At 57.0% G+C, this 16291-nt stretch carries 15 protein-coding genes; 13 read left to right on the top strand and 2 right to left on the bottom strand.

The genetic code is table 11. The annotated features are described in order from the left end of the window. The first annotated feature begins 1 nt into the window (after position 1). The 12 genes from ACR3EG_RS02340 to ACR3EG_RS02285 all read left to right on the top strand — a co-directional run bounded on the left by ACR3EG_RS02340 (position 2) and on the right by ACR3EG_RS02285 (position 13133). On the top strand, positions 2–1015 hold the full coding sequence (locus tag ACR3EG_RS02340; protein ID WP_480482569.1) for a FecCD family ABC transporter permease: 1014 nt from the start codon (positions 2–4) through the stop codon (positions 1013–1015). A 193-nt stretch (positions 1016–1208) separates the two neighbouring features. Then, positions 1209–1724 carry a ferredoxin-type protein NapF gene (gene napF / locus ACR3EG_RS02335; protein WP_480482567.1) on the top strand — a complete coding sequence of 172 codons (516 nt, stop codon included), beginning with the start codon at positions 1209–1211 and terminating at the stop codon, positions 1722–1724. Then, positions 1721–2014 carry a chaperone NapD gene (locus ACR3EG_RS02330; protein ID WP_170355149.1) on the top strand — a complete coding sequence of 98 codons (294 nt, stop codon included), beginning with the start codon at positions 1721–1723 and terminating at the stop codon, positions 2012–2014. Before napF ends, ACR3EG_RS02330 begins: the two co-directional genes overlap by 4 nt. Beyond that, positions 2011–4503 (top strand): nitrate reductase catalytic subunit NapA, encoded by a 2493-nt coding sequence (gene napA / locus ACR3EG_RS02325; protein ID WP_480482565.1) that lies wholly within the window; start codon positions 2011–2013, stop codon positions 4501–4503. The genes ACR3EG_RS02330 and napA overlap by 4 nt, the downstream gene beginning before the upstream one ends. 27 nt (positions 4504–4530) lie before the next feature. Then, complete coding sequence (napG, locus tag ACR3EG_RS02320) at positions 4531–5349, top strand: ferredoxin-type protein NapG (protein WP_480482563.1); 819 nt, start codon at positions 4531–4533, stop codon at positions 5347–5349. Further along, positions 5346–6263 (top strand): quinol dehydrogenase ferredoxin subunit NapH, encoded by a 918-nt coding sequence (gene napH, locus ACR3EG_RS02315; protein ID WP_480482561.1) that lies wholly within the window; start codon positions 5346–5348, stop codon positions 6261–6263. Before napG ends, napH begins: the two co-directional genes overlap by 4 nt. A gap of 12 nt (positions 6264–6275) precedes the next feature. After that, the gene (locus ACR3EG_RS02310; RefSeq protein ID WP_480482559.1) at positions 6276–6713 is read left to right on the top strand and encodes a nitrate reductase cytochrome c-type subunit; all 438 of its coding nucleotides are present in this window, start codon (positions 6276–6278) and stop codon (positions 6711–6713) included. A 29-nt stretch (positions 6714–6742) separates the two neighbouring features. Further along, positions 6743–7444: a NapC/NirT family cytochrome c gene (locus tag ACR3EG_RS02305; protein ID WP_209196289.1), complete on the top strand. Its 702-nt coding sequence runs from the start codon at positions 6743–6745 to the stop codon at positions 7442–7444. A 13-nt stretch (positions 7445–7457) separates the two neighbouring features. After that, positions 7458–7715: a hypothetical protein gene (locus ACR3EG_RS02300; RefSeq protein ID WP_170355155.1), complete on the top strand. Its 258-nt coding sequence runs from the start codon at positions 7458–7460 to the stop codon at positions 7713–7715. 105 nt (positions 7716–7820) lie between these two features. After that, positions 7821–11354: an AAA family ATPase gene (locus ACR3EG_RS02295; protein ID WP_480482557.1), complete on the top strand. Its 3534-nt coding sequence runs from the start codon at positions 7821–7823 to the stop codon at positions 11352–11354. A 28-nt stretch (positions 11355–11382) separates the two neighbouring features. Next, positions 11383–11640 (top strand): DUF4242 domain-containing protein, encoded by a 258-nt coding sequence (locus tag ACR3EG_RS02290; RefSeq protein ID WP_480482555.1) that lies wholly within the window; start codon positions 11383–11385, stop codon positions 11638–11640. Between the two features lie 77 nt (positions 11641–11717). Further along, on the top strand, positions 11718–13133 hold the full coding sequence (locus ACR3EG_RS02285; protein ID WP_480482553.1) for an FAD-binding oxidoreductase: 1416 nt from the start codon (positions 11718–11720) through the stop codon (positions 13131–13133). Positions 13134–13142: 9 nt separating this feature from the next. Here ACR3EG_RS02285 and ACR3EG_RS02280 read toward each other — a convergent pair whose 3' ends face one another. Beyond that, positions 13143–13874: a response regulator transcription factor gene (locus tag ACR3EG_RS02280; RefSeq protein ID WP_480482551.1), complete on the bottom strand. Its 732-nt coding sequence runs from the start codon at positions 13872–13874 to the stop codon at positions 13143–13145. After that, on the bottom strand, positions 13871–15061 hold the full coding sequence (locus tag ACR3EG_RS02275; protein WP_480482549.1) for a GAF domain-containing sensor histidine kinase: 1191 nt from the start codon (positions 15059–15061) through the stop codon (positions 13871–13873). The genes ACR3EG_RS02280 and ACR3EG_RS02275 overlap by 4 nt, the downstream gene beginning before the upstream one ends. Positions 15062–15275: 214 nt before the next feature. Here ACR3EG_RS02275 and ACR3EG_RS02270 point away from each other — a divergent pair, with 214 nt between their 5' ends. Further along, positions 15276–16289, top strand: a complete 1014-nt coding sequence (locus tag ACR3EG_RS02270) for a substrate-binding domain-containing protein (protein ID WP_480482547.1) — start codon at positions 15276–15278, stop codon at positions 16287–16289. The last annotated feature ends 2 nt before the right edge of the window (positions 16290–16291 follow it).

Genomic DNA, 16291 nt, shown 5'->3' with positions numbered 1-16291 from the left:
TTTGGGCCGTCTGGGGCTGACACTTTTGATGGGGGTGGCCATTCTGGCCGCCCTTCTTCTGGTTTCGACAATCTACGGAACCACATCCATTCCTCTGTCCGATACGGTCTTAGCTATTCTGCTCGGCGCTGGTTTGGTCGAGGGAGACATGTCACCCCTTCACCGCATCGTCTTCGACCTGCGCCTGCCCCGCGCGCTTTTTGCCGCCGTGATCGGCGCTGGTCTCGGAGTTGTTGGAGTTGTGCTGCAAACGACTACGCGAAACGATCTGGCCGACCCGTTCCTGTTCGGTCTTTCCTCTGGTGCGGCGGCGGGGGCAGTGTTCGTCATTACGGTGACTGGTGACATACTGGGGTTCTGGACTTTGCCGATAGCAGCATTTTGTGGGGGTCTCGTGGCCTCGGGCATTGTGCTGGCTCTTGTCCACGGGCTGCGAACCAGTGCACCGGAAAAACTCATCCTGGCTGGGCTTGCCGTGTCGTTTCTGTTCTCGGCGTTGACTAATTACCTGATTTTCGCAGGCGACAACCGTGCTGCGCATTCTGTCATCTTCTGGATGCTGGGCGGATTGGGTCTGGCGCGTTGGGAAACCTTTCCGCTCGTCTGCGCGGGTTTGATCCTAATTCTGGCCTATTCACTATATCGCAGCCGTTGGCTGGACGCCTTGTTGACCGGTGACATGACGGCGTCGACACTGGGTGTCCCGGTCCAGTCGCTGCGGTTCAAGATGTTCTTTGTTGCTGCTTTGGCTACAGCTGTATTTGTCTCAGTCGCCGGGGTGATCGGGTTCGTCGGGCTGATGGTTCCGCATATCGCGCGCGGAATTGCCGGACCACTGCACACCCACTTAATCCCTGCGGCCGCGGTGGTCGGCGCTGTTCTGCTGACCGGGTCCGATATCCTCAGCAGGCTGCTGCTGGCCCCGCAAGAACTGCCGGTCGGCATAGTGACCACCTCGTTAGGGTCCGTTTTCGTGTTCATTTTGTTGCTGAGAACTGCAAACGCGAAACGGTAGGTCACACGGAGCCTGTTCACTCATTCCTGGGCTGAAAACTGTAGTCATCCGTCAAATTCCGACATTCATTTAAAAATATATCCTAGATCAACCTTAAGAGTGCCCAAAAAATGATCTAAATCAAAACCGGCTCGGTTCAAAAACGCTAAGCGGAAATTAGCGAACAGAAGAAACGACGAGAGCCAGGTCAAAAATGGACCAAGTGACGACCCGTCGCGCGTTCCTGCGCGCCCGATTTCAAGAAGAGGTCGGCAAAATAGCCCGACCTCCGGGATCGGACGACCGTGTCTTTTTTGATCAATGCACAAAATGCCGAGACTGCGTCGAGGCTTGCCCTGAAGGCGTTCTTTCAATCGCGGCAGATGGATTTCCCGCGTTCACTCCAGCTGACAATCCCTGCACGTTTTGCGGCACGTGCGCTGAAGCCTGCCCAACACCGGCGCTTGATATCAGCCGATTGGCCCTGTGGCCGTGGCGCGCGTCGGTTGAAAAGCAAGCATGCCTATCCATGAACGGCGTCAGCTGTCGCATCTGTCAGGACAATTGCGAGCAGAGTGCAATCCGCTTTTCGCTCCAAACCCAAGGGCGCGCGGAACCCGCTTTGAATGTTGACGCGTGCAATGGATGCGGATTGTGCGAGGCGCTTTGTCCTGCTGACGCACTTACACTGAAGCATAACCCTCAACCTCAAATGGAAGCGATACAATGAACATCTGCGGTTGCCTTGCCCATGTCGCGCCGGACTATGCCGCCAATGCGGCACAATCCATGGCCGCAACTCCGGGCGTCGAACTCCACGCCCAGACCGAAGACGGCCGTTTCGTCGTCGTTGTCGAAGATACCCCTGAACGCCTTGCGTCCGAGACCATCATGGATCTGCACCAGATCCCGGGGGTCGTGTCTCTGACGTTGACCTATCACCATTTCGAGGACCTCGCAGAGACCCGCCCGCGTCCCGATGCCCCAAGCCAAACCACCAGCCGGAGGCTCACGCTATGACACATTCTGAATCACGCCGGACATTCCTCAAGGCCACTGCGGCCACAGCCACAGCCTCGGCCGCCGGTATTCCGCTGGCCACAGGCGCAGCCGACGCTCAGGCGGCAACGCCGGATATCCGCTGGGACAAGGCCGCGTGCCGGTTCTGCGGAACAGGCTGTTCCGTTCTGGTTGGCACCAAGGAAGGCCGCGTTGTGGCCACTCAGGGCGACCCGGACGCACCAGTGAACCGCGGCCTGAACTGTATCAAGGGCTATTTCCTGTCCAAGATCATGTATGGCAAAGACCGCCTGACCACTCCGTTGCTGCGCAAGACCAATGGCGAATACGACAAGAATGGCGAGTTCGAACCGGTCAGCTGGGACGAAGCCTTTGATGTCATGGCCGCCAAGTGGAAAGAGGCGCTGGCCAAGAAAGGCCCAACCAGCGTGGGCATGTTCGGCTCGGGTCAGTGGACGGTCTGGGAAGGCTATGCCGCCGCCAAGCTGATGAAAGCCGGCTTCCGCTCCAACAACATCGACCCCAACGCGCGCCATTGTATGGCCTCGGCTGTTGTTGGCTTCATGCGGACCTTTGGCATAGATGAGCCGATGGGCTGCTATGACGATTTCGAACACGCAGACACGTTTGTTCTGTGGGGGTCGAACATGGCTGAAATGCACCCGATCTTGTGGTCACGCCTGACGGATACGCGCCTGACCAAACCGGGGGCCGAAGTGCATGTGCTGTCCACCTATGAACACCGCTCGTTCGAATTGGCAGACAATGGCATGGTCTTTGCGCCGCAAACCGATCTGGCGATCCTGAACTACATTGCCAATTACATCATCCAGAACGGCGCAGTGAACGAAGAGTTCGTCAAGAACCACGTCAACATCACCAAAACCGCCACCGATATCGGATATGGCCTGCGCGACAATCACCCGCTGCAGGAAGCCGCTGAAAACCCCAATGTAGGCAAGATGGAACCGATCAGCTTTGAGGAATACGCCGAAGCGGTTTCCAAATACACGCTGGAATACACGTCCGAACTGTCCGGCGTTCCCGCCGACAAGCTGGAGCGTCTGGCCAAGCAATATGCCGACCCCAACCGCAAGGTCATGAGCCTGTGGACCATGGGCTTCAACCAGCACACGCGCGGGTCGTGGGTGAACTCGTTGATGTACAACGTCCACCTGCTGGTGGGTAAGATCTCTGAGCCCGGCAACTCGCCGTTCTCGCTGACCGGCCAACCCTCTGCCTGCGGTACAGCGCGTGAGGTCGGCACCTTTGCCCACCGTCTGCCCGCCGACATGGTGGTGATGAACGACAAGCACCGCGAGATTTGCGAAACCGCTTGGAACGTGCCCGCAGGCACCATCCCGGCCAAGCCCGGGTTCCACGCCGTTTTGCAGCACCGTAAGCTGAAAGATGGCGATCTGAACGCCTATTGGGTGCAGTGCACCAACAACATGCAGGCCGCGCCCAACATCAACGAAGAAGGTTATCCCGGCTATCGCAACCCCGAAAACTTCATCGCCGTGTCGGACCCCTATCCAACCGTGACCGCCCTGTCCGCCGACCTGATCCTGCCCACCGCGATGTGGGTCGAGAAAGAAGGCGCCTATGGCAATGCAGAACGCCGCACCCAATTCTGGCGGCAGCAGGTCAAAGCGCCGGGCGAGGCGAAATCCGATCTGTGGCAGCTGATGGAGTTCTCGAAACGCTTCACCGTCGAAGAGGTCTGGGGCGAAGAATTGCTGGCCACCATGCCTGAACATCGCGGCAAGACCATGTATGACGTCCTGTTCGCCAATGGCACCATCGACAAATACCCGCTGTCGGAAACCGCCGAAGGGTTCGACAATGACGAATCCGAGCACTTTGGCTACTACGTCCAGAAAGGTCTGTTCGAGGAATATGCCGAGTTCGGTCGTGGTCACGCGCATGATCTGGCCCCGTTCGAGACCTACCACCAGGCCCGTGGTCTGCGCTGGCCGGTCGTGGACGGCAAGGAAACGCTCTATCGTTTCCGCGAAGGGTATGACCCTTATGTACCCGAAGGGGCCGACGTGAAATTCTATGGCCATAAGGACGGCAAAGCCAAAATTATCTTCGCGCCTTACGAACCTGCTGCTGAAGAGCCGGACAATGAATATGATTTGTGGCTCTGTACTGGTCGGGTTCTGGAACACTGGCATTCGGGTTCGATGACCCGTCGGGTTCCGGAACTGCACCGCTCCTTCCCGTCGGCTGTTGTTTTCATGCACCCCGACGACGCCCGGGATCGAGGTCTGCGGCGCGGTCAGGAAATTGTTCTGTCGACCCGTCGTGGCGATGTCACCAGCCGGGTCGAGACCCGTGGGCGCAACAAGGTACCACGCGGACTGGTCTTTATGCCCTGGTTCGACGAAGGCCAGCTGACCAACAAGCTGACGCTGGATGCAACCTGCCCGCTGTCGAAGGAAACCGACTACAAGAAATGCGCCTGCAAGGTCGAGCGCGCGTAAGAGACTGGCAAGGCAAAGGTAAAACCCATGTCAGGTGTTGGCTCTCCCCTCTCGCCGCAGCGGCGCCGGTTCCTTCAGGACTCGGCGCGCGCCGCAGGTGGCTGCGTGGCGGCCGGGTCCATGTTGGCCTGGTTGGCACACGACGCGCGGGCTTTGCCAGCCGAGGCATTGCGTCCCCCCGGTGCCTTGTCGGAACAAGACTTCCTGTCCGCCTGTATCCGTTGCGGTCTGTGCGTGCGGGATTGCCCCTATAACACGCTGAAACTTGCCGAGCTTGGCGTCGATGCCGTCGCCACCGGCACACCCTATTTCACCGCGCGAGACGTGCCCTGCGAGATGTGCGACGACATTCCCTGTGTCGCCGCCTGCCCCACCGGGGCGCTGGACCCTGCGCTGGACAATATCGACGACGCCGATATGGGAGTGGCCGTTCTGGTCGATCAGGAAAACTGCTTGAACTTCCTAGGGCTGCGGTGCGACGTCTGCTACCGTGTCTGTCCCGTGATTGACGAGGCAATCACGCTTGAGACCGCGCATAACACCCGTTCGGGTCACCATGCGCTGTTCCTCCCTACCGTCCACGGCGACCGCTGCACCGGTTGTGGTATGTGCGAGAAAAGCTGCGTTCTGCCCGAAGCCGCGATCAAGGTTCTGCCCACCCGGCTGGCGCGCGGCAGCAGTGCCGACCACTATCGCAAAGGCTGGGAAGAAAAAGCCGCCAATGGCGCGCCCGTGGTCGAAGGTATCATCGACCTGCCCGACCGCCTGCCCGGACCGGGCACCGATAATCTGGTCACGCCGGGCGGCTTTGCGCCGGAGTACAATTTGCCGGGGGCCGGACAATGAGCGCCCGCACTCATATGCCTGTCGGACAGGAAGCCGTCGAAGTTAGAGGCTGGATCGGCGCGCACAAGTACCTGCTGCTGCGCCGTGCCTCTCAACTGTTCTTTCTGGTCCTGTTTTTGCTGGGCCCATGGTTCGGCATCTGGATCGTCCAAGGCACGCTGGCCGGGTCGCTGACCCTTGGCGTGTTACCGCTGACCGACCCGCTTGTGCTGCTGCAAAGCGTGGTTGCCGGGCACTGGCCCGAGCTGACCGCCCTGATCGGAGGCCTGATAGTTCTGGGCGCCTACGCGCTGATCGGCGGTCGCGTCTATTGTTCCTGGGTCTGCCCGATCAACCCCGTAACCGATGCCGCCCATTGGCTGCATCGCAAACTGGACCTGCCCAAAGGCTGGCAACCCAAACGCGGTACCCGGCTGTGGATCCTAGCTACGGTGCTGATCGTCTCGGGTCTGACCGGCGTCATTGCGTGGGAGCTGATCAACCCGATTACCATACTGCATCGCGGGCTGATTTTCGGCGCGGGCTTTGTCTGGGCGATGATCGTTGCGATCTTCTTCTTCGACCTGTTCGTGTCACGCCACGGATGGTGCGGGCACCTGTGCCCGGTCGGAGCATTCTATGGCCTGATCGGCACCAAAGCGATGTTGCGTGTCAGCGCGCCCAATCGCGCAGCCTGTGACGACTGCATGGATTGCTTTGCCGTTTGCCCGGAAAACCACGTCATATCACCCGCGTTACGCGGCAAAACCGGCACCACACCGCTGATCCTGTCGCCCGACTGCACGAATTGCGGCCGCTGCATTGATGTCTGCGCAGTCGATGTCTTCAAGTTTACTCACCGGTTCGACGACCAGGTCGCCGCGCCTTTCGATACCGTTCCCGCGCCCGAGGGGCGCGCAGCCAGACCTACCTAAGGGAGTGCCAAGATGAACAAGCCAATCCTGACCGGCGTCGCCGCCTTGATCCCCGTCATCCTTCTGAGTGGGTTCGCCCTTGCCCAATCCGCGCAAGTCGAAGCCTTGCGCGGGGCCGAGGTTGATGAACCCGTTCCACTCGATCAGGTCCACCGCACGATCGAAGGGCGTATGCAGAGAAATTACCGACAGCAACCTCCGCTGATTCCGCATTCAATCGACCAGTACCAGATTGATCTGCGGACCAACCAATGCCTGTCCTGCCACGACTGGACAAAAGCTGGTGAGCGCAATGCACCAACCTTGTCTATGACGCACTACCTGGATCGCGAAGGACGTGAACTGGATCAAATCGCCGGTACTCGGTACTTCTGCAATCAGTGTCATGTTCCGCAGGCAGACACGCCCGCGCTCGTCGACAATGCTTTCGAACCTTCTTCCGGAAACTGATCCAACGCTTGACTGAAAGGAGCACCGACATGGCAGACTCCCCCGAAAAACGCGGCTGGATTGGCCGCATCTGGAACGCGATCTGGACACCGGCCGTCATGTTCAGCTCGGGTTTTCTGGTGCTGGCAGGTTTTCTGGCTGGCATCCTGTTCTGGGGCGGGTTCCACTGGACCCTGGAACTGACCAATACCGAAGAATTCTGCACCTCGTGTCACACGATGGAGACCAATCTGGGCGAATACCGCGAAACGGTTCACTATAACAACCACTCGGGCGTCCGGGCGATTTGTTCGGATTGTCACGTTCCCCATGAATGGAACCACAAAATCAAGGCCAAGATCATGGCTGTCAAAGACGTTTATCATGAATTGGCTGGCACAATCAGTACGCCTGAAAAATACGAGGACCATCGTCTGAGTATGGCCTCGGCTGTGTGGAAAAAGATGAAGGCATCGGACAGTCGCGAATGCCGCAACTGCCATAACTTCGACTACATGGACTTCACTATTCAGGAAACCCGCGCCGCGTCCGAACACCAAAGGGCGATCGACAACAACATGACATGCATCGACTGCCATCAGGGCATCGCACACAGCCTGCCGCCCGGATACCTGGAACAATACCAAGAGGTGACGGAAACTCTGGCGAGCAAAGCGTCTGGAACGCTGCAAGATCAGGTTGCTGACGGCAGCGCAGAAATCCGGTCATTCCTGACCAAGCAGGCCGACTGAGAAAGGGCACGATATGCTTGAACTTCTGGGAACAATCGGCGCCAACATTATCAGCCTGCCGGGCATCTTAGGCCTTGCGCTGGGTATGATGACCCGCAACCTGATGCTAGGCGCGGTTATGGGCGGTGTCGTCGGTGTGCTTGAAACGCTTATCTTTGCACACTGGTCCTTTGCCAATATCCAGACCATCGAATTGGTTATCGCAGTTGTCGTCGGCTTCTGTGCCGGAGCACTTGGATCGGCGATCCGCATCAAAGGTGCGACTGTCTAACCATACGGTATCGGCGACGCGAACCACCGCGTCGCCTACGCGCTTCCCGTTGCGCGCCTGAACGCTCAACTTGATCCAAAACCGTTTCCGCCGCATGATCCTGAAATGGGTTTTGAAGTCGGAACATGGCTGCAAGAACTTGGGATGGGTCAGTACACCGATGCGTTTCGGCAAAACGACGTCGATGCGCGTGCGCTGCCTCTGCTTACGAATGACGACCTCAAGGAAATAGGGGTGACATTGGGCCACAGGAAAATCCTGCTGGCTGCCATTCACGAATTTGATCAACAACACGTTTCCGATTCTTCGGCTACTTCTTTGCTTCCGGATCAAGCAGTCAAAAACGATGAGGCCGAACGCAGGCATCTGACGGTGTTCTTCGCTGATCTTGTCGGCTCGACAGAACTGACGAACCAATTGGACCCCGAAGACATGCGCCTGCTGTTGCAAACCTATCAGGACGCAGTTGCAGGTGCGGTATCACGCTATGGCGGCTTCGTCGCCAAGTATCTTGGCGATGGATTGCTGGTCTTTTTTGGTTGGCCGCGTGCATTCGAAGACCACGCCTTGCGCGCGGTTAAGGCCGGTTTAGAGGCTATCTCCCGGGTTCAAAAGCTCCGGACACCTTCCGGTCAACCGCTGGCCGCACGTATAGGCATCGCAAGTGGCGATGTAGTCGTTGGCGATACAATCGGCGAAAACACACATGAAGAAGGCGCGATGACGGGCCCGATCCTCAACCTTGCTGCTCGGTTGCAGGAAAAAGCCCCGCCGAACACGGTTGTTCTGACCCAAGAGGATTCGCAAGCGATGCTACATCGTATTTTCGAATTCTCGTCGCTTGGGCGCGTCGACCTTAAGGGATTTGAAGACCCCCGAGAGCTCTTGCAGGTGGTTAGTGAAAGGCAAGCTGAAAGCCGGTTTAAAGCAGCACATCGTGATGACGGATCAAACCAGCTTGTTGGGCGCAGTTCCGAAAAGGGTATCCTGCAACAAACCTGGCTTCGCGCCCGCGCAGGACAGGGTGAAGTCATTCTGCTGACCGGAGAAGCGGGCATAGGTAAATCACGCCTGACAGAAGAATTTCTGAACGACGTTACGAAGGCAGGTCAGGCAGATATCATCAGACTGAATTGCTCGCCATATCTAACCAGTAGTCCGTTCCATCCTGTAACCGAGCGGATATCACAGGATGCGGGAGTGGAGCCAGGATTCGACGATGACCAGGTGTTGCGCCACGTCCGGGCCATGCTCGAAGCGCGGCAAGGCATCGACTTGGATCAGGTTCTTCCCGTTTTTGCAGCCTTGGTCGCCCCCGCAAGCGCATTGGCTCGGGATATTCTGGACCTGTCTCCGCAGGAACAGCGCGACATAACCGTGCAAACGTTGATAAAGACGGTGCAGGCGCGGTCGCAGGTTAAACCGGTCGTTCTGTGCGTCGAGGATGCGCATTGGATCGACCCGTCGACGAACGCCTTGCTTGATCGGTTCCGGGCGATCTGCGCAGATTTGCCGCTGATGATCCTGATCACGCACCGCCCTGGCTGGGAACTACAGCACGACGCCGGTGATGCGCACGTCCAGACCCTGCACCTGCGTCGTTTCAACTTTGAACAGGTTGAAAACCTGATCCAAAACATATCGGGCCAGTCACCAGACGAGTCACTGGTTCGCCTGATCATGGAAAAAACCGACGGCGTGCCTCTATTCGTCGAAGAACTTACCAGCGCATATATGGAAGCCGGAGACGAAAATCTGGCCGTTCCGTCTTCGTTGAAGGGCGCATTGATGGCCAGGCTCGACGCCGTGTCGCCAGAGGCAAAGCAAATGGCGTTGACAGGCGCGGTCATCGGTCGCGAGTTTGCGCTGGACCTTCTGGCGAAGGCAATTGATCTGGAAAGACCGGACCTGCAGTCGGGGCTGGCAGAACTGGTGGAAACGGGACTGGTGTTCGAAAGCGGACACAGCGGCGGCCAATTTGTTTTCCGGCATGCCCTGATCCGCGATACCGCATACCAATCCATGCTGTCTGCGACCCGAAGAGCCCAACATGCAAACGTAGCCAAGGCCCTGACACGTCTGCGATCAGCCGAGATTGCGCGCCGACCTGAATTGGTCGCAAGGCATTTGACCGAAGCAGAAGACTGGCAGGTTGCGTTCACGCAATGGAAATTGGCAACAGAAATGGCCCTTGCCCGGTCTGCCAGTCAAGAAGCGATGGCCAACGCGACCGAGGCACTTAATGCTGCAGAGAACCTTGGAACGCAAAACAGCGCCGAAACAATCACGGCGATGGTTCTGGTTGGGCGCAGCTACGACAGTCTTGGGGATCTGCCTCAAGGGATTGCCAAGCTCAAACAAGCCTCCGACGCGGCCCGAACACTGGAACATGCCGAACTGTCCGCAGACATCGCGCAGCACTTCGCGGATTCGTGCATGATGTCCAGCCAACGTCACAATGAGGCGATCTCATTGTGTCTTGAGGCACTGAATGGTCTGCCCGAAGACGACGAAAGACGCCAGTGCCAGTTGATGAGCCAACTCGCTCGGGCCTATATGTTTATCGGTCAGTTTAGTGAAGGGGCGGAGTACGGCCACCGCGCCATGAAACTGGCGGCAAATCTCGGTGACTACAAATCGCAGTTCTCAGTCATGATGATGCGTTTTGGTGCCCCGTTTGTGGCTCGGCAGGATGAAGAGGCGCGAAATTGGCGGCAAAACCTGCAAGCCATGCACGACGTAGCCGAAAAACTAGGCACGATTGACCAAGGGCGCGACCGGACCCTCAGCCTGTTTGTTGGGGCCGAGATGGCTGACAGGGTTATGCTTGACCGCTCGCTCAAGCTGCTGACAGAGGTCTCGCAAAAGGACAATCACCTGCAGCTTTACTGGGTTCAAATCCACGCGCGCGCGATGGTTGCCATCATGGAAGGCGCATGGCAACAAGCCGAAGCATTCGCGACTGAGGCTGTAAAGATCGGCCGAAAAACCCACGGCAAACACATCGAAGGTGTGTTCGGAGTGCAGATGTTCACGATCCGACGCGAACAGAACCGGCTTCACGAGGTCGCTCCGGTAATTAAGAAACTGATGGAGGAAGACCCCGACGACATCACTTGGAAACCTGGCTTTGGTCTTATCGCCGCCGAGTTGGGCTATTCCGACCCGGCCGAGCGGATCCTCAACGAATTGGCGGCAAAAGGGTTCGACCTACCGGCAGATGCCATGTATTCAACTACGCTGTCATATCTTGCGGATATTTGTGTCGCGGTTGGCAGGCAAGACCATGCGCAAACGCTGTTTGACCTGCTTTTGCCCTACGAGGACCTGACGATCACTGCTGGTGCCACCACCGTTTGCACAGGGGCGGCCGCACGCCGGCTAGGCAATCTGGCAACCTTGCTGGGCGATCGCGACATCGCGGAACATATGCTGACCAAAGCAATCGAGATCGACACAAATATGGCCAGCCCACCTTGGATCGCGCACAGCAAGGCTTCATACGCGTCTGCTTTGCGAAAATTCGGGCATAAGCAGAACCTCGAACATGCGTTTCACCTAGAGGCCGAAGCGTTGGCAATCGCACAGAATTTGGGTATGATTTCCCTTATGTCTAAGCTTGAAGGAACCGTCACTTAGTTCATGAACGCATGCCCTGGGGGTGCATATGCCAAGATATATTATTGAACGCCATTTCGCCGAACAGCTGAATATCACGGACGACAGCAAAGCGCACATCAAGGAAATTAACGATGAGGAGGGGGTCGAATGGATCTTCTCGTTCCTTAGTGCCGATAAACGCAAAACCTATTGTCTTTACGAAGCGCCTGACGAGGAAAGCCTGAGAAAAGCAGCCGCGCGCCTGAATATTCCGGCAGATGTTATAACTCCGGTAGATCGGATAGATCCGGGAGTTTTCGCGTAAGACGCAATAATTGAAACTCCAATTTCTATCAGAGGCAAGTGGCAAGAGACCTTCCATTATTAAGGAAGGCATCGATTATGTTCGACGTAAAAACTCTGCATGGGACTTCGGCCCAAGTTGACCAGTCTTCACTGGATGATCTTAGTGCGGCTTTACGCGGTGGCGTGTATTGCGAAGGTACTGCGGAATACGACGCAGCACGCACAACCTGGAACAGTATCGTGGATCGCCATCCTGGATTCGTCATTCAGGCTTTGGGTGCAAGCGACGTACAAAAGGCAGTGAATTTTGTAAGGGACGCTGGTCTGGTCATGTCAGTTCGATCGGGCGGACATCAGATCGCCGGTCACGCTGTTGCTGACGATGCGGTTATGCTGGACTTGTCCCAGATGCGATCAGTCCACGTAGACCCGATGGCCAGAACTGCTCGGGTCGCACCTGGCGCCTTGCTGGGCGACGTTGACCGCGAGACGCAGGCCCACGGCTTGGCCGTTCCGCTCGGTATCAACTCGACAACCGGTACAGCCGGATTGACCCTGGGTGGAGGTTTCGGCTGGACCACACGCAAGTTTGGCATGACTATCGACAACCTTCTTTCAGCCGAGGTGGTCACAGCGGAAGGTATGATCGTCACTGCATCACCGTCCAGCCACCCCGATCTATTTTGGGCAATCCGTGGTGGCGGGGGGAATTTCGGCGTCGTCACCTCGTTTGAATTCCAACTGCATCCTCTCGGTCCTCAGGTCCTATCCGGACTGATTGTTCACCCCATCGAAGCCGCGCCAGGCTTGTTGGCCGAGTATGTGCAAATAGCGGATTCTGCACCCGATGAATTGACAGTCTGGAGCGTGATGCGCAAAGCGCCCCCTTTGCCCTTCCTGCCCGAAGAATGGCACGGGCGGGAAGTTCTGATCTTTGCCGCCTGCTATGCCGGCCCCATGGGAGATGGCGAGGACGCCATGAAGGAACTACGCGGGTTGGGCTCTCCGATTGTGGATGTCATTTCGCCCCACGCCTTTGTGGACTGGCAGGCGGCGTTTGACCCGCTTTTGACACCGGGTGCGCGAAACTACTGGAAAAGTCACGATTTCAGCACGTTGTCATCAGATGCGATAACGGGGTTGCTGAATGGTATCTCCAGCTTGCCCGACCCGGCATGCGAGGTGTTTATTGCGCATGTGGGCGGTGCCATGGCCCGCGTGTCTTCCGACGCCACTGCATATCCGGAACGGTCCGCCCATTTCATCATGAACGTCCATACCCGGTGGGAGGACCCGCAAAAAGACGACGAATGCATTGCATGGGCACGCGCCCTCTATGATCGTATGACGCCCCATGCCACCGGCAGCGCCTATGTCAATTTCATGCCCGAAGATGAGGCCGATCACATGGCCGGTGCCTACGGTGAAAACGGGATGAGACTGGCCAAGGTCAAGGCGCATTATGATCCGGAAAACCTGTTCCGGCTGAACCACAACATTCTGCCTGCCTGACGCGCGGCGCTATACGGGAAAAGATGATCGGGCCAACCAGCTGCTGAGGTCTTTCTCTGCCGCGACGATGGCTTCGTTGTTCAGAATCTGAGACGTCATTGCTTTTGATACGGCGCGGACACGTTTGTTGATCGCGACATCGCCGGTATCAATCAGCAAATCGTTCACATCCAGTTTTTCGTATATCGAAAGCAGTCGGTTTTGTATCGTCCGCAGCGCCAGTTTGCGACGGGCAGCAATCGCCTTATCCGGCAAGCCAAGCGCAAGATCGGTCAGGATGGCTAGTTCAACCTCGGTCAGGGCTTCACCGGACCGGCTCTGATCCCTTTGAATCTGATGAATCTCGCGATCCACCATGATCTGAGCCTCAAGCAACACCGCCCGCAACGCCAGATGCATCCGGGATGGGCTGGCCGTCTTTAGGACATAACCATAAGCCGCCTCTTTCGGCACGATCCGAGCGATGCCACGCAAGTAAGCCTCATCCGAGTAGTTTGACCAGAATAGAATACGCGTGTCAGGTCGTTCTGACCAAATGGTGCGCGCGGCCTCGATACCATTGCGCTCTTTCATGCGCAGGTCCATGACAATGGCTTCAACGGCGTCTTGACGGGCCTGAATTTCTCCGTCCCGGCCATTTGTCGCCAGACTTACCTCTGACGCCTCGGGCAAAGCTTCTTGAACCAATTCCTTCAAGTAATTGGCATGCATCGCGTCGTCTTCGACCAACAGAACTTTCATGCACTCACCTTTCTGTTGGGACATTCGGACACCGGAAGACAAACACTGATTTCAGTGCCTTCAGAACACCGTATGTCAAACTGCGCGGCGATCAATCTGGCGCGTGTGCGCATATGGGTCAGACCACCAGACGCCTTTTTTGTCTCGAGTGCGGAGGCGCTTGCGCCATTGTCCCTGATCCGCAAGTGAAGCCCTTCGCGACATTCGATCTCGACCAGGATCGAAGAAGCATCCGCATGACGTACAGCATTGTTGATGGCTTCTTGTGCAATCCGAAACAAAGCGATCCGCTTGGTTTGTGGCAGGTCATCTATCAGACCATCAGAAAAATCACGCACGTCGATCTCGATGTCCTGATCAGCGCCTACCGCGCGCTCTAAATGAGTCCGGACAGCGTGTTGAAAGCCAAACAGCTCCAACAACGATGGAATGGATGTATCGATTATTTCCCGCAGACCCTGAATGCAGATCTGCAAATTGCCGCGGAGCACTTCGATGTCTTTAGCTGTCTTACACCGCTCCAACTCACGACTGATACGGGTCATGTCGGCCAAAGTCTGATCATGCAAGTCCATGCCGATCCGTTGGCGCTCCAGTTCCAACGCATCTGTCAGGCTAAGTGCACCTAGACGCAACCCTTCCTCACGGGCTTGTAGTTCCGCACGCATGATCGCTTCGCGCCGTGTTTGTTCATTTGCACGCAAGGCATAGAAATATGGGGCAAGGATATCTGCGATATTGCGCACTTGTTCCAAGGCCTGTTCATCGTAGAAATCGGGCTTTCGGGAAGAACAGTTCAGCGCCCCGATCGTACGGCCAAGTACCTTCATCGCAACATTCACACGGCTGCGCATTTCGTGCCTGATGATGGGTCCGCAGTCTGCGCCTTCGAAAACGTATCGCGGGTCCTCCAAAGCATTTCCAGTGAGTAGACTGTCACATTCACCGCGCAGTATATCGCGCACCGGAGATACCTCGACAGGAGCCCGCGTGCGGCTCCAACTCGTGCGAAGACCTACTTCGTAGCTTGTATTCCAGTTTCCTTTGTCGTCGATGAGACAAACATCCAAATGATCGACCTGCAGAATGCGGTCGATCTCGGACTTGACCGAGCGCAGCGCGGATTTGATGTCCAGGTTTCCCGCCAGGTGGTTGGAAATCCTAAGGTAGTAGGCAAGATCAGCCATCGACGCACTTTCAGTAAATCGGCCAACACACCAGAGTATAGAAGTCTGCCCCGATCCTGTCATGCGGATTACCGCAACAGTTTTGCGGGAACCCGCAAGCTTTGCGCGCATCCTACTCTTAACCTTTCGGACCTGCCGGGGAATCTTTTCGACATCGTCCCGGAGGAGCGGGCGCGGTTTTTGTGCGGCGGATCGGCCGCCGAGGGAGGAAAGAATGACACTCAAGGCCATTATGCTCGGCACAGCCGCCGGGATCACGGTATTCGCAGCCACCAACGTCGTGGCGGACACATCTGACAAGCGCATCGCCTTGTCCAACAACTATGCCGGTAATTCATGGCGCCAAGCGATGCTGGAAAGCTGGCAAAAAGTCGGAGAGGCCGCGGTTGCAGACGGTAAAGTTGCTGCCGCTGATGCCTTTACGACGTCCGAAAACCAGGCCACCGAGCAGGCTGCGCAGATCCAAAACATGATCCTGCAGGGGTATGATGCGATCGTGATCAACGCAGCCTCGCCCACAGCGATCAACGGCGCCGTCAAAGCTGCCTGTGACGCCGGAATTACCGTTGTATCCTTTGACGGTATCGTACAGGAACCCTGCGCATGGCGCATCGCCGTCGATTTCCAACAAATGGGTCGCGAACAGGTCAAATACTTGGCTGAACGCTATCCCGAAGGCGGTAATCTGCTTGAAATCAGGGGCTTGGCAGGCGTTTTCGTGGACGACGAAATCAGCGCCGGCATCCATGACGAAGTGAAGAACTCCAACTTCGAAATCGTGGGTTCGGTCCATGGCGATTGGGCTCAAGATGTGGCTCAGAAAGCCGTTGCGGGTATTTTGCCCAGCCTGCCCGAGATTGTCGGTGTCGTGACCCAAGGCGGTGACGGCTATGGAGCCGCACAAGCCATCGGAGCCACCGATCGGGCAATGCCAACCATCGTTATGGGTAACCGGCAGGATGAGCTGCAGTGGTGGTCAGATGAAAAAGCCGCGAACGGTTATGAAACGACTTCGCTGTCGATTGCACCCGGTGTCAGCACCCTGGCCTTCTGGGTGGCACAACAGGTTCTGGACGGAAATGAGGTGCCCAAGGACCTTACCGTTCCCTTCCTTGCTATTTCACAGGACGAACTTGAAGACGCGTTGAAAACCACGCCCAAGGGTTCGGTTGCGAATGTCGAATACTCCTTGGAAGATGCCAAGGCCGTGATCGCTTCGTCCAAGTAAAT

The sequence above is a fragment of the Ruegeria sp. AM7 genome, from assembly GCF_056535965.1.
The sequence above is the reverse complement of the archived record's forward strand: the minus strand, read 5'-3'. Positions and strand labels throughout refer to the sequence as shown.

What these genes read in the sequence shown, in the direction of transcription:
- napF (WP_480482567.1), top strand. Translation starts at nt 1,209, where the DNA reads ATGGACCAAGTGACGACCCGTCGCGCGTTCCTGCGCGCCCGATTTCAA.
- ACR3EG_RS02330 (WP_170355149.1), top strand. Translation starts at nt 1,721, where the DNA reads ATGAACATCTGCGGTTGCCTTGCCCATGTCGCGCCGGACTATGCCGCC.
- napA (WP_480482565.1), top strand. Translation starts at nt 2,011, where the DNA reads ATGACACATTCTGAATCACGCCGGACATTCCTCAAGGCCACTGCGGCC.
- napG (WP_480482563.1), top strand. Translation starts at nt 4,531, where the DNA reads ATGTCAGGTGTTGGCTCTCCCCTCTCGCCGCAGCGGCGCCGGTTCCTT.
- napH (WP_480482561.1), top strand. Translation starts at nt 5,346, where the DNA reads ATGAGCGCCCGCACTCATATGCCTGTCGGACAGGAAGCCGTCGAAGTT.
- ACR3EG_RS02310 (WP_480482559.1), top strand. Translation starts at nt 6,276, where the DNA reads ATGAACAAGCCAATCCTGACCGGCGTCGCCGCCTTGATCCCCGTCATC.
- ACR3EG_RS02305 (WP_209196289.1), top strand. Translation starts at nt 6,743, where the DNA reads ATGGCAGACTCCCCCGAAAAACGCGGCTGGATTGGCCGCATCTGGAAC.
- ACR3EG_RS02300 (WP_170355155.1), top strand. Translation starts at nt 7,458, where the DNA reads ATGCTTGAACTTCTGGGAACAATCGGCGCCAACATTATCAGCCTGCCG.
- ACR3EG_RS02295 (WP_480482557.1), top strand. Translation starts at nt 7,821, where the DNA reads ATGGGTTTTGAAGTCGGAACATGGCTGCAAGAACTTGGGATGGGTCAG.
- ACR3EG_RS02290 (WP_480482555.1), top strand. Translation starts at nt 11,383, where the DNA reads ATGCCAAGATATATTATTGAACGCCATTTCGCCGAACAGCTGAATATC.
- ACR3EG_RS02285 (WP_480482553.1), top strand. Translation starts at nt 11,718, where the DNA reads ATGTTCGACGTAAAAACTCTGCATGGGACTTCGGCCCAAGTTGACCAG.
- ACR3EG_RS02280 (WP_480482551.1), bottom strand. Translation starts at nt 13,874, where the DNA reads ATGAAAGTTCTGTTGGTCGAAGACGACGCGATGCATGCCAATTACTTG.
- ACR3EG_RS02275 (WP_480482549.1), bottom strand. Translation starts at nt 15,061, where the DNA reads ATGGCTGATCTTGCCTACTACCTTAGGATTTCCAACCACCTGGCGGGA.
- ACR3EG_RS02270 (WP_480482547.1), top strand. Translation starts at nt 15,276, where the DNA reads ATGACACTCAAGGCCATTATGCTCGGCACAGCCGCCGGGATCACGGTA.